General features: G+C 59.4%; 7 protein-coding genes. All 7 read left to right on the top strand.

The window, feature by feature from the left end:
* Positions 1–276: 276 nt before the first annotated feature.
* The 7 genes from OKC44_RS09295 to OKC44_RS09325 all read left to right on the top strand — a co-directional run bounded on the left by OKC44_RS09295 (position 277) and on the right by OKC44_RS09325 (position 13554).
* Positions 277–5115 (top strand): NAD-glutamate dehydrogenase, encoded by a 4839-nt coding sequence (locus OKC44_RS09295; protein ID WP_270812414.1) that lies wholly within the window; start codon positions 277–279, stop codon positions 5113–5115.
* Positions 5116–5191: 76 nt separating this feature from the next.
* Positions 5192–6202, top strand: a complete 1011-nt coding sequence (gene pyrD, locus OKC44_RS09300; RefSeq protein ID WP_101149101.1) for a quinone-dependent dihydroorotate dehydrogenase — start codon at positions 5192–5194, stop codon at positions 6200–6202.
* A gap of 87 nt (positions 6203–6289) precedes the next feature.
* Positions 6290–6826, top strand: a complete 537-nt coding sequence (locus OKC44_RS09305; RefSeq protein WP_270812418.1) for a cell division protein ZapC — start codon at positions 6290–6292, stop codon at positions 6824–6826.
* A gap of 680 nt (positions 6827–7506) precedes the next feature.
* Complete coding sequence (gene rlmKL, locus OKC44_RS09310) at positions 7507–9678, top strand: bifunctional 23S rRNA (guanine(2069)-N(7))-methyltransferase RlmK/23S rRNA (guanine(2445)-N(2))-methyltransferase RlmL (protein WP_270812420.1); 2172 nt, start codon at positions 7507–7509, stop codon at positions 9676–9678.
* On the top strand, positions 9678–9908 hold the full coding sequence (locus OKC44_RS09315) for a glutaredoxin family protein (RefSeq protein WP_270812423.1): 231 nt from the start codon (positions 9678–9680) through the stop codon (positions 9906–9908). Before rlmKL ends, OKC44_RS09315 begins: the two co-directional genes overlap by 1 nt.
* A gap of 74 nt (positions 9909–9982) precedes the next feature.
* The gene (gene uup, locus OKC44_RS09320) at positions 9983–11905 is read left to right on the top strand and encodes an ATP-binding cassette ATPase Uup (protein WP_270812424.1); all 1923 of its coding nucleotides are present in this window, start codon (positions 9983–9985) and stop codon (positions 11903–11905) included.
* 8 nt (positions 11906–11913) lie between these two features.
* Positions 11914–13554, top strand: a complete 1641-nt coding sequence (locus OKC44_RS09325; RefSeq protein WP_270812426.1) for a DUF3466 family protein — start codon at positions 11914–11916, stop codon at positions 13552–13554.
* Positions 13555–13573: the final 19 nt, after the last annotated feature.

Here is a 13573-nt window from a genome sequence, read left to right on the forward strand (position 1 = left end):
AAACTTGAACATATTTCCGCGCAATTCACTGCTTTAAGTCACTATCTATCCGGTAAATCCGTAATCATCCAGTGGGATTTTCTGTTTTTTGCCAGAACGGCAAAATATTTCACAGCTTAAGGCGTGATCTGACCCTTGTTTTTAACAACTCATTATCACCTTTGCTCGCCTTCCTTGATCCAAGACATTACACTTCGCAGCAACTCTGTACCGGTGGGCATCCAGGGTGGATGTCTCTGTGTCGGTGGTTAATGTCGTCCGATAAGGAATATAGAAATGGCATTGAAAGACGCCCCTACCTCAGTTCTGCTCGAAAACGTTCTCAGCCTGATCCATCAGAAGTTGCCCAAGAAGAGTGCCTCCCTGGTCGAGTGTTTCGTCGCCAAGTTCTACGGCAACATGGCGAGCACCGATCTGCACGATCGCAATGACAGCGATCTCTATGGCGCCGCGCTCAGCCTGTGGAATGCGCTCAACCAGCGCACCTCGACCTCCCCCTATATCCGGGTCTACAATCCTGAGCTGACCCGTCATGGCTGGCAGTCTCCTCATACCATCGTCGAGATCATCCTGCAGGACTCCCCCTTCCTGGTGGACTCCATCCGCATGGCGCTCAAGCGCCGGGGCATCACGGCGCACATGATGCTGCACCAGCCGCTGCACCTCATTCGCGGCAACGAAGGCAAGATCAGCGCCATTCTGGATCTCGACAACAGTGCCGAACAGACCTCCGTCGAGACCGCCTTCCTCATCGAAATCGATCACCTCACCAGCGAGGAGCAGATGGATGGGCTGACCGCCGAGCTCAACTCGGTGGCCGGTGAAGTAGCCCTGGCGGTCGGTGACTGGCAGCCGATGCTGGCACGTCTGAACGAGATCATCGACGAGCTGCCCAAGCGCAAGAACCCGGTCAGTCAGGCCGAAGTGGACTCCTGCGTTGCCTTCCTCAAGTGGGTAGCCGCCCATAACTTCACCCTGATGGGCTACCGTCGCTACGACGTCAAGGCGGTGGAGGGGGATCACGAGATCCTGCCCCAGGCGGACTCCAGCCTGGGCCTGATGAAGAACTCCATCAAGGAAGTGGGGCAGCGCCTTGGCAACATGCCGGCCAGTGCCCGTCACGCGGCGCTGAGCTCCGACTTGCTGATCCTCACCAAGTCCAACAGCAAGTCCCGGGTGCATCGCCCGGCGTATGTGGACTACATCGGCATCAAGCGCTTCGACGAGCACGGCAAGGTGGTGGGAGAGGATCGCTTCATCGGCCTGTATGCCTCCTCCATCTACAACACCAGCGCGACCCAGATCCCGCTCATCAGTCACCGTCTCGAGCACATCATGGCCGCCTCCGGTCACGAGAAGGGCTCCCACGCCTACAAGGCGCTGCTGAACGTACTGGAAACCTACCCGCGCGACGAGCTGATCCAGGCCCGTGAAGAGGAGCTGCTGGCCACCGGTCTTGGCGTGCTGGAGATGCAGGAGCGCGACATGCTGCGTCTGTTCGTGCGCCGCGACGTGTACGGCCGTTTCTTCTCCTGCATGGTCTATGTCACCAAGGAGCGCTACAACACGGCGCTGCGGGTCAAGACCCAGCAGATCCTGCAAAAGTATTTTGGCAGCAGCGAAGAGGTGGAGTTCAACGTCTACTTCACCGAGGGCGTGCTGGCACGGACCCACTACATAGTGCGGGTCAACAACAACAACGTGGATGTGGATGTGAACGAAGTACAGAACAACCTGATTGAAGCGGCCCGCAGCTGGGATGATCGCCTCGACTCCGTGCTGCTCTCTCACTACGGTGAAGCCCGCGGCAACGAACTGCGCCGCCGTTTCAGCACCGCCTTCCCCCGTGCCTACAAGGAAGACGTGCTGCCGGGTTCCGCCGTGGCCGACATCATGGAACTGGACAACCTGAGCGAGGCCAATCCGCTCGGCATGCTGTTCTACCGCGCCCAGGAGGAAGAGAACGATCGCCGGGTCCGCCTCAAGCTGTTCCACCGCACCGAACCCATCCACCTCTCCGATGTGTTGCCCATGCTGGAAAACATGGGGCTGCGCGTCATCGGCGAAACCCCGTACCAGGTGCGCACCCCGGCGGGCGACATCTTCTGGATCCTCGACTTCTCCATGCTGCTGCATGGCGAGCAGCCGTTTGATCTGGAGCAGAGTCAGCAGCGCTTCCAGCAGGCTTTCGCGGCCATCTGGAGCAAGCAGCTGGAAGATGACGGCTTCAACCGCCTGGTGCTGGGGGCCGGCCTCACCGGTCGTCAGGTCTCGGTACTGCGCGCCTATGCCAAATACATGCGTCAGACCGGCGTCTCCTTCAGCCAGTCCTACATCGAAGAGACCCTGACCCGCTACCCGGATATCGCCCAGCTGCTGTTCACCCTGTTCGAACAGCGCCTGGACCCGGCCGGCAAGCAGGACGCCAAGGTTCAGGCCAAGCTGCACGAGCAGCTCGCCGCCAAGCTGGATCAGGTCGCCAACCTGGACGACGATCGCATCATCCGCCGCTATGTGGAGATGATCGACGCCACCCTGCGCACCAACTACTACCAGCTGGACAAGGCGGGCAACATCAAGCCCTACATCTCCTTCAAGCTGGCCCCCTCCAGCATCACCGACATGCCGCTGCCGCTGCCCAAGTTCGAGATCTTCGTCTACTCGCCGCGGGTGGAAGGGGTGCACCTGCGCTGGGGCAAGGTGGCTCGTGGCGGTCTGCGCTGGTCTGATCGCAAGGAGGACTTCCGTACCGAAGTGCTGGGTCTGGTCAAAGCCCAGCAGGTGAAGAACACCGTCATCGTGCCGGTCGGTGCCAAGGGCGGCTTCTACTGCAAACAAATGCCGGCAGGGGCCCCCCGTGCCGCCATCCAGGAAGAGGGCAAGGCCTGTTATCGCCTGTTTATCCGCGGCCTGCTCGATGTGACCGACAACATCATCGGCGGCGAGGTGATCCCGCCGAAATCCGTGGTGCGTCACGACGAGGATGACTACTACCTGGTAGTGGCCGCCGACAAGGGCACCGCGACCTTCTCCGACATCGCCAACGAGATAAGTCTCGAATACGGCCACTGGCTGGGCGACGCGTTCGCCTCCGGCGGCTCGGTCGGCTATGACCATAAGAAGATGGGCATCACCGCCCGTGGTGCCTGGGAATCGGTCAAGCGGCATTTTCGCGAGATCGGCGTCAACTGCCAGACCACCGACTTCACCTGCGTCGGCATCGGCGACATGGCGGGGGACGTGTTCGGCAACGGCATGCTGCTCTCCGAGCACACCCAGCTGGTGGGCGCATTCAACCACATGCACATCTTCATCGACCCGACCCCCAATGCGGCCAAAAGCTTCGTCGAGCGCAAGCGGCTGTTCGAGCTGCCCGGCTCAAGCTGGGATGACTACAACCGGGAGCTGATATCACAAGGGGGCGGCATCTTCCTGCGCTCGGCCAAGTCCATCAAGCTGAGCCCCGAGATCCAGACCCTGCTCGGCACCGACAAGGCCAGCATGGCCCCGAACGAGCTGATCAAGGCGCTGCTCTGTCTGAACGTCGATCTGCTGTGGAACGGTGGCATCGGCACCTATGTGAAGAGTTCCCGCGAGAGTGACGCCGAAGTGGGCGATCGCAGCAACGACGTGCTGCGGGTCAATGGCCGCGATCTGCGGGCCCGCATCGTGGGTGAGGGCGGCAACCTTGGCTTTACCCAGCTCGGCCGGGTGGAGTACGCCAGCCAGGGCGGTCGCATCAACACCGACTTCACCGACAACGTGGGCGGGGTGGACTGCTCCGACAACGAGGTGAACATTAAGATCCTGCTGAACCAGCTGGTGGCGGCCGGTGACCTGACCCTCAAGCAGCGCAACCAGATGCTCTATGAGATGACCGACGACGTGGCGCAGATTGTCATCACCAACGCCTATCGCCAGTCCCAGTCCATCTCGGTGACCAGTTTCCGCGGCGCCGAGCAGCTCAAGGAGCAGCAGCGTTTCATCCAGGGGCTGGAGCGGGAAGGCAAGCTCGACCGCGCCCTGGAGTTCCTGCCCTCCGACGAGGAGCTCTCCGAGCGGATGGCGGCGGGGCAGGGGCTGACCCGACCCGAACTGGCGGTGCTGGTGGCCTACGGCAAGATGGTACTGAAAGAGCAGCTCAACTGCCCGGAAGTGACCGACGAGCCGTTCCTCGCCAACATGCTGGTGACCAGCTTCCCGGCCAAGCTGCAGCAGCAGTTCGGGGCGGCACTGGCCCAGCATCCGCTGCGCGGCGAGATCATCGCGACCCGGGTGGCCAACATGCTGGTCAACGACATGGGGCTCAACTTCGCCAGCCGGATGAAGGACGAGACCGGTGCCTCGGTGGCGGAAGTGGCCTGCTGCTTCGCCATGGCGCGCGAGGTATTCGGCCTCAACCAGCTGTGGCGCGACATCGAAGGGTGCGACAACCTGGTGGGGGCAGAGACCCAACTCGAGCTGATGTTCTACAGCCGCCGCATCGTGCGCCGCGCCACCCGCTGGTTCCTGCGCGCCCGCAATCGCAGCTGGAGCATCAGCGAGAACATCGCCTTCTTCCGTCCGGCCTTCGAGACGCTGGGTCAGCACCTCTACGAGGTGATGGACGAGAGCGAAGTGGCCGAGCACCAGCAGGCGGTCGCGGCGTTGGTGGCCAAGCAAGTGCCACAAGCCATCGCCCGTCAGGTAGCCCACATGAGCAGCCTCTTCTCCAGCCTGGATCTGGCGCAGATCGCCGCGGAGCACAAGACCGACATCCTGCGTGCCGCCAACGTCTACTATCGCCTCGGCGCCAAGCTGGATCTGCACTGGTTCCTCGACCAGATCAACCATCAACCGGTGGGCAACCACTGGCAGGCGATGGCGCGGGCCTCCTTCCGCGAAGATCTGGACTGGCAGCAGCGCAGCCTCACTTCCGTAGTGCTGGAAGGGTGCAAAGACCAGGGAGAATGCGCTACCATACTGGCCGACTGGATTTCGGAGCATGAGCAACTCTTGTCCCGTTGGACCCACATGTTGGCCGACTTCAAGACCACCAGTACCCATGAGTTCGCCAAGTTCTCGGTGGCCTTGCGGGAGTTGAACCTGCTCCAGTTGAATTGCCGAGCACTGTGATTGCCAGTTAAGGCATGACAGCGGTATCACACCCAAAGCCCCGGCCAGTTGCCGGGGCTTTTTTTAAGGAGCAAACATGCTGTACCCTCTCGCCAGGCATTTCCTGTTCAAGCTCAACCCGGAACAGGCGCACGATCTCTCCATCAAATATTTGCCCCGCCTTCTCGGTACGCCGCTTGATTGTTTCTTCCGCCACTCCTTGCCCAAACGCCCCGTCACTGTCATGGGGCTTTCTTTTGCCAATCCGGTGGGTCTGGCGGCCGGTCTGGACAAGGATGGCGAGTGTATCGATGCCTTCGGGGCCATGGGATTCGGCTTTATCGAGGTCGGTACCGTCACCCCCAGACCCCAGAGCGGCAATGACAAGCCGCGTCTGTTCCGGGTGATTCCGGCAGAGGGGATCATCAACCGGATGGGCTTCAACAACAAAGGGGTCGACCATCTGGTTGCCCAGGTCAAGAAAGCCAAATATCAGGGGGTGATTGGCATCAATATCGGCAAGAACAAGGACACCCCCATCGAGCAGGGCAAGGATGATTACTTGATCTGCATGGACAAGGTGTATGACCATGCCGGTTATATTGCCGTCAATATCTCTTCCCCCAATACGCCGGGGTTGCGTTCGCTGCAATATGGCGATGCGCTGGATGAACTGTTGGCCGCCCTCAAGGTTCGTCAGCAGGAGCTGGCCGCGCAATATAAGAAATACGTGCCACTGGCCGTTAAAATTGCGCCGGATTTGACCCCGGATGAAATTAATCAGGTGGCCGCATCCTTGATAAAGAATGGCATTGATGGGGTCATTGCCACCAATACCACCCTTGAGCGCGACATGATTTATGACATGCCCCATGCCGCTGAAGCGGGTGGCCTCAGCGGTCGTCCTTTGCAGCACAAGAGCACCGAAGTGATCCGCCAGCTGGCCAAGGCACTGGATGGTGCGCTGCCCATTATTGGCGTAGGTGGCATCGACAGTGCCATGGCGGCCCGCGAGAAGCTTGCTGCGGGTGCCAGTCTGGTCCAGATTTACAGCGGCTTTATTTATAAGGGGCCGGTTCTGGTCAAAGAGATTGTGACCCATATATAAGAAATAAATCGGTGCCCTTTATTTAAAGTTGCTGAAATTCTCGACATGGAATAAAGTCGAGTAACGACTTTCAGTAAGGGCACCTGCATGTGTATCCAACCCAATGACAATTGGCAGTGGCATTATGATGCTCATGATGATCGTCTGATGCTGGATTTATCCGATCGCATGATCTTCGCCACCGAATATAAAGGGCGACAATTGGTGCCAAGCTCCTTCACCACCCAGCCTTTTTGCGTGGATGATGCAGCGCTCTATTATCAGCTGATGGACAGGGTTGCCGAACTGGAATGGAGCGTACCGCATCAGGTTCAGCTGGTACTCAATGCCATCGCCGTCAGCCGCTTTTACAAACCCCTGATGCCACAAAGCTGGTTCTTTGGGGAAACCCACCCCGCCATTATTCCCGAAACCGGTGCGCTGGTGTGCATGGGCACCCCACACGGCAAAGGGGAGTTTCTGGTGATCGAAGCCGGTGAACAGGCCAGCGTCTGTTTGCACCTGACCGATGACCTGATATTAACCACCAGCAAGACACTGCCCCGTTTTGGCGTTATCAAGGTGATGAACAATCGCATGAGCCCAAGGCCGGTGGCACAGGCGCAATATCGCCAGGTGAGTTGAACCTCGGGTTATTTTATAGCAAGCCTTTATCCTCTCATTCAGTTCATCCTGATGAACATTCACTCGTCCCCATTCTGTTCCTATCATTAGCCTTGATTATTTCAGGCAACTGCTTTGTGCAAAAAACGCCCTCCGATCAATTTGATAAGAGGGCGGCAAACACACACTACAGGAGGAATAAGCGGTTGTATCAACAACACGGGGTTATTTTAAATCCTGTAGTTTCTCTTGAAACCTGATAGATGTGACAGTCGGACAATAGCGAGATGAACAGGAAGGAGATGAAAAAATAGCCCTCCCGTTTACGGACGATAACGGGAGGGCCAAACACGGGGTTTACAGAAAGGACTTGCTCTGTCGTGGGAAATAATAACGAGTTGAGTCTTGTTTGACGCCTGTCAGATATGGCAGCGGGACAGCTCACCTATTCCTGACCATGGCCATGTCATATATGGTTGCAGCCTCAGCAAAGTAATGCCGTGCCAATGAGAGGTGCCGGAGTGCACCTGGTTATTGTTTGAACTTGCCGAGCAGCCTGTACGTTTTTTCTTCGTCAGATCCTTTCTGCGCACATGCCTCGCCAGAACGGCCAAAAGGCCGGAGGCGGCGCATGTCAAATGGCTTCTGTTTATGTCGTCACTGGCAAGCTTTTGCTGCTCCGGATCGCGGCTTAAGGTATAATGCGGCACTATTTTTATGGGTTCCCCGTGAGCGTGATGAAAGAATTTTTTGCAACCTGCCCCAAAGGGCTGGAAAACCTGTTGGCCGTCGAGCTGACCAACCTGGGCGCAGAGCAGGTCCGTGAGACCGTGGCTGGCGTGCATTTCAAAGGCGAACTGGCCATTGGCTACAAGGCCTGTCTGTGGAGCCGTTTCGCCTCCCGCATCGTGCTGGTGCTGTCCGAATTCCAGATGAATGACGACCTGGATCTCTATCTGGGTGCTCACACCATTCCCTGGGAAGAGCACTTCTCCGGTACCTCCACCATTGCGGTGGACTTTACCGGTACCAATCCGGCCATTCGCAATACCCAGTACGGAGCCCTGAAGATCAAGGATGCCATCGTCGATCGCTTCACCAAGCGCGGTCATGTGCGTCCTGACGTGGACAAGAAGTCGCCGGATATTCGCATCATGGCGCACTTGGGCAAGGGCAAGGCCAATATCACGCTGGACTTGTCAGGCCCCGCGCTGCACCAGCGTTTCTACCGTCAGGGCACCGGCGAGGCGCCGCTAAAAGAGAACCTGGCCGCCGCCATGATTGCCCGTAGCGGCTGGGCCGGCGAGCCCATGATGGACCCCATGTGTGGCTCCGGTACGCTGCTGGTGGAAGCCGCCTTTATCGCCGCCGACATGGCACCTGCCCTGCGCCGTGAGCGTTTCGGGTTCGATCGCTGGCTACAGCACGATAGCGAGCTGTGGCAGAGCCTGCTGATGGAGGCTCAGGTACGGGCCAAGCGCGGCATGCAGCGGTGTGAAGTGAAGCTGTTTGGTTGTGATGCCGATAGCCGCGTGCTGCTCAAAGCGCGCGACAACGCCAAAGCCGCCGGCGTGGCCCATCTCATCACCTTCAAACAGGCCGATGTTACCGCGCTGGAAAACCCGCTGCCGATGCCGGCAGTGGAAGGGGAGGACCGTCAGGTCGGCATGCTGATCTCCAACCCGCCCTATGGCGAGCGTCTTGGCGAGTTCCCGGCCCTGCTGGAAGTCCACCAGGCACTCGGCGATGCCCTGCGTCGCAGCTTCCAGGGCTGGAAAGTCTCCATTCTTTCCGCATCCCCCGAGCTTTTGAGCTGTCTGCGTCTGCGCGCCGACAAGCAATACCGCCTGTTCAACGGCGCCCTCGAGTGTCAGCTGCGCAACTACCAGATTGCACAGGACTCCGTTGCTTCCCAGAAAGAGGTGGCGCAGGACTTTGCCAACCGCCTGCGCAAGAATCTGAAAACCCTGGAGAAGTGGGCACAAAAAGAGAACCTCGACTGCTATCGCCTTTACGATGCCGATCTGCCGGAATACAACGCCGCCATCGACCGTTATCAGGACTATCTGGTGGTGCAGGAGTACGCGGCGCCCAAGGACATTCCCGCCCAGAAGACCCGTCAGCGTCTGCTCGACATGGTGCAGGCCGCCATCAAGGTGACCGGCATGGACGGCGAGAAGGTGATCCTGAAAGTGCGCGAGCGTCAGGAAGGCAAACAGCAGTACCAGAAGCTCTCCGAAGAGCAGCACCGGATGGAGGTGCAGGAGTACGGCGCCCGTCTGTGGGTCAACCTCTATGACTATCTCGACACCGGGCTGTTCCTCGACCACCGTCAGACCCGTCGCATGCTGGGTCAGATGGCCAAGGGCAAGCGCTTCCTGAACCTGTTTGCCTACACCGGCAGTGCCACCGTGCACGCGGGGCTCGGCGGTGCCAGCGAGACCACCACGGTGGACATGTCGCGCACCTACCTCAACTGGGCACAAGACAACATGCGCCTCAACTCGCTGGTGGGCCGAGAGCACAAGTTCGTGCAGGCCGACTGTCTGAAGTGGCTCTCCGAGGCGGACGAGCAGTACGACCTCATCTTCATCGATCCGCCCACCTTCTCCAACTCCAAGCGGATGGATGAGAGCTTCGACGTGCAGCGCGATCACCTGCTGCTGATGCAGCACCTGAAGCGGCTGCTGGCCGCGGGTGGCACCCTGGTGTTCTCCAACAACAAGCGCCACTTCAAGATGGATCTGGCCGGCCTCGAGGCCATCGGCCTCAAGGCCCAGAACATCACGGGCAAGACCCGGCCCAAAGATTTCGAGCGCAACCAGCATATCCACAACTGCTGGATCATCACCCATGCGGAGGCCCAGGCCTGATGCTGACCCTGTTTCACACCGACGGCTGCCACCTGTGCGAACAGGCGTGGGCGCTGGTGGAGCAGGCCGGTCTTGCGGCTGACACTCGCCAGTGCGACATCATGGACGATGCGCAGTGGCTGGCAACCTATCGGGTCCGCATTCCGGTACTGCGCGATGATGCGGGGCGTGAACTGGGTTGGCCCTTCACCCTGGCTGAGCTGCAAGCGTGGCTTGCCAGGCAGGGGTGAGCGGGCGATTTGACGATGAAACGGGGGGAGATCCATTCTGCCACCCGTTTTTTCATTAGCAATAAGGAACAAGAATGGCTCTTTTGACATTGCACGGCGCGTCGTTGTCGTTCAGTGATTTTCCGCTGCTCGATCAAGCCGAGCTCACCATCGAGCGGGGCGAGCGCCTCTGCCTGGTGGGGCGCAACGGGGCGGGCAAGTCCACCCTGATGAAGGTTATCGCCGGCGAACTGCCGCTCGATGACGGCCGTCTGGTGCTGCAACAAGATTTGAAAGTGACCCGTCTCGAGCAGGATCCCCCCGCGTCGAGCGAGCTCACCGTGTTTGACTACGCCGCCGAAGGGCTGGCCGGGGTAGGGGAGCTGCTCAAGCAGTATCACCATATCTCCATGGAGCTGGCACACGATGCCTCCGATGCCAACATCCGCAAGATGAGTCAGCTGCAGGAGCAGCTCGACTACCAGAATGGTTGGCAGTTCGAGACTCGCATCAACCAGGTGCTGACCCTGCTGGGTCTGGATCCCGACGTGACCCTCGACAGCCTCTCCGGCGGCTGGCTGCGCAAGGTGGCACTGGCCCGCGCGCTGGCCTGCGATCCGGATCTGTTGCTGCTGGACGAGCCGACCAACCACCTGGACATCGATGCCATCAACTGGCTGGAAGAGTTCCTCAAGGATTTTCGCGGCGCTATCGTCTTCATCTCCCACGACCGGGAATTCATCCACAAGCTGGCGACCCGGATCATCGATCTGGACCGCGGCGTGATCACCTCCTGGCCCGGCAACTACGACGAGTACCTGCAGGGGAAAGAGGAGTGGTTGCGGGTCGAGGAGCTCAAGAACGCCGAGTTCGATCGCAAGCTGGCCCAGGAAGAGGTGTGGGTACGCCAGGGGATCAAGGCCCGTCGTACCCGCAATGAGGGACGCGTGCGCGCCCTCAAGGCGATGCGGATGGAGCGGACCCAGCGCCGTGAACTGCAGGGCAAGGCCAAGCTGCAGCTGGATGAGGCAAGCCGCTCTGGCAAGCTGGTATTTGAAAGTGAAGGCCTGGGGCTGGACTTTGGTGATCGCACCCTGTTCCAGGGGCTGGATCTGCAGGTGCTGCGCGGCGACAAGATTGCGCTGGTCGGCCCCAACGGCTGTGGCAAGTCGACGCTCATCAAGCTGCTGCTCGGCCAGTTGAGCCCAAGTCGTGGCACGGTCAAGGGGGGCACCAATCTGGAAGTGGCCTACTTCGATCAGTACCGCGAGCAGCTCGATCCCGAGAAGACGGTGGTGGACAACGTCGGGGAGGGCAAGCAGGAAGTGATGGTGCGCGGCCGCTCCCGCCACATTCTCGGATACCTGCAGGACTTCCTGTTTGAGCCAAAACGGGCACGCACTCCGGTGAAAGCCTTGTCAGGGGGTGAAAAAAACCGTTTACTGTTGGCCAAATTGTTCTTGAAGCCCAGTAATTTACTGATCCTCGATGAACCAACCAACGACCTGGATGTCGAAACGCTGGAATTGCTGGAAGAGCTGCTGGCGGACTACCCCGGCACCCTGTTGCTGGTGAGCCACGATCGTCGTTTCATCGACAATACCGTGACCGGTTGCTGGTTGTTTGAAGGGGACGGGCAGATCAGCGATTATGTGGGCGGTTACGCCGACATGATGGTCACCCGTGCTCAACAACAGGCACAGCAGTCTGCGCAGCAAATCGCCAAACAGGCGCAGAACAAAACGCCAGAGCCTGTCGTGGCGCCGGCGCCTGCTGCCACAAAAGCCAAAAAGCTCTCTTACAAGTTGCAGCTGGAGCTGGATAATCTACCCGCTCGACTGGAACAGCTGGAGGCAGAGCTGGATGCCCTGCAGACCGAGATCAACCACCCCGGTTTCTTCTCCCTGCCGAGCGACCAGACTCAAGCCAAACTGGATGCCCTGAATGCAGCAGAGTCTGCATTGGAACAAGCCTTCTCCCGTTGGGAGGAGTTGGAAGCGTTGAAACATCAGGACTAAGGAAGTAGATGAAAAAGCAATTATCCATGCTGGCCATTCTGGTCAGCGCCAGCCTGCATGCCCAGGCGGCACAAAATCCCTTTTTCACCATTGTCGATGGGTCCGACAAGGGTTACGCCAGCGGGATCAGCGGCGACGGCAACGGGCTCATCGGGATCAATACCAAGAACAACATGGCCGAGCACTTCTCGACCGTGCGCTTCGCCGACTTCCTGGTCGATCGTTTCCGTTTCGAGCAGGGCTGCATGCTCTCCAACTCGGTCTGCAACTCCTTCTGGAACGACAACAGCAACTTCGCCTATCAGTGGCGTCGTGACTTCCTCGACGGGGTCGACCAGCGCAACAACGTAGGTTACGTGCAGCTGGGCGAGACCGATGGTCTGGTGACCGCGCTGGGCGACGTACCCGGCACCCGGGCAGGCTACAAGATGAGTGGCAAGCTGCGCACTGCCTTCGCCGTGGTCGAGGAGGGCAACCCTGTCGAGCTGAAAGACGGCGCCGGCACTCACAGCCTGAGCGTGCCGACCAGCATCAAGAAGCTGGACAACGGCCAGTATCTGGTGACCGGTACCGCCGCCACCGGCAAGAACATCCCCGTCAACTCCGAAACCTACAACTGGTGCTTTGCCGGCAACGACGGCCAGTACGGCGACTACCGCTACTGCCCGGGCCTCAACACCCAGGCCAGCTTCTGGCTGGTCAACAGTACCGGCACCTTCAACAAGCTGCTGCAGGCCAACGAGTATGCCCGCGCCCGCAACGAAGTGGTGCAGACCGCCTCCGCGCTCGGGGTGGGTAAATTCAACGGCAATCTGTACGGGGTAGGGTACTCCTCCACCGGCGAGATCGGCACCAACTACCTGGACGGTCGCAACCTGGCCGCTTACTGGACTCTGGATCTGGATGGCAGCAAGGTAGGCACTACCCAGATCATCCCGCTGGCCGAAGGCGAGCCCGGTAAGGATGACGCCAAGCTGCAACACAGCTGGGCCGTGGGGGTCAACGACAACGGTTATGTGATCGGCAACCAGCTCTATCGCATTAACAAGGGCCAGAACCGCCCGGTCGAGATGTTCGTGTTCAACCTGAACACGCCGACCACCAACGCCGTGGTCTCCCTGCAGGACAAGCCGCTCAGCGGCTCCGGCTCTGAAGCGGCTGCCATCAACAACCACAACATGGTGGTTGGCTGGCGTGATTCCCGCCATCAGACCCAGCCCGTGGTCAACGGTACCAACCGCATGCAGGAAGGCTTCCTGCTCAACGCGGCGACCGGCAACAACTGGTATCTGAACGATCTCATCTGTGGTCTGGATGATGCGGGTGCCAAGCAGTGTACCCAGAACGGTTACTACTACCACATCGCCTATGCCAGCGGCATCAGCAGCAACGGTACCGTCGCGGCCACCGCTTATCGCTACAACAGCGAGAGCGATCTGAACAACCGCACCAATGCTACCGTGGTCAGCGTCAAGCTGGCGCCAAAGGGGCATGAAAATTACAAGGGTAACGAGCCGGCAGACTACGTGGTTGCCAACGCACCGGTCAACAACCAGACCGGTCAGGATGGCGGCAGCGGTGGTGGCAGCCTGTTCTGGTTGACTCTGCTGGCCCTGCCATTCGCCTGGCTGCGCCGTTTCCAGCGCTAAAAAGTTGTGTCACTAAAAA

This window comes from Aeromonas sp. S41-2, from assembly GCF_027705845.1.
Classification (GTDB): domain Bacteria; phylum Pseudomonadota; class Gammaproteobacteria; order Enterobacterales; family Aeromonadaceae; genus Aeromonas; species Aeromonas hydrophila.

Coding starts and splice junctions, on each gene's coding strand:
- OKC44_RS09295 (WP_270812414.1), top strand. CDS start 277: ATGGCATTGAAAGACGCCCCTACCTCAGTTCTGCTCGAAAACGTTCTC.
- pyrD (WP_101149101.1), top strand. CDS start 5,192: ATGCTGTACCCTCTCGCCAGGCATTTCCTGTTCAAGCTCAACCCGGAA.
- OKC44_RS09305 (WP_270812418.1), top strand. CDS start 6,290: ATGTGTATCCAACCCAATGACAATTGGCAGTGGCATTATGATGCTCAT.
- rlmKL (WP_270812420.1), top strand. CDS start 7,507: ATGCGGCACTATTTTTATGGGTTCCCCGTGAGCGTGATGAAAGAATTT.
- OKC44_RS09315 (WP_270812423.1), top strand. CDS start 9,678: ATGCTGACCCTGTTTCACACCGACGGCTGCCACCTGTGCGAACAGGCG.
- uup (WP_270812424.1), top strand. CDS start 9,983: ATGGCTCTTTTGACATTGCACGGCGCGTCGTTGTCGTTCAGTGATTTT.
- OKC44_RS09325 (WP_270812426.1), top strand. CDS start 11,914: ATGAAAAAGCAATTATCCATGCTGGCCATTCTGGTCAGCGCCAGCCTG.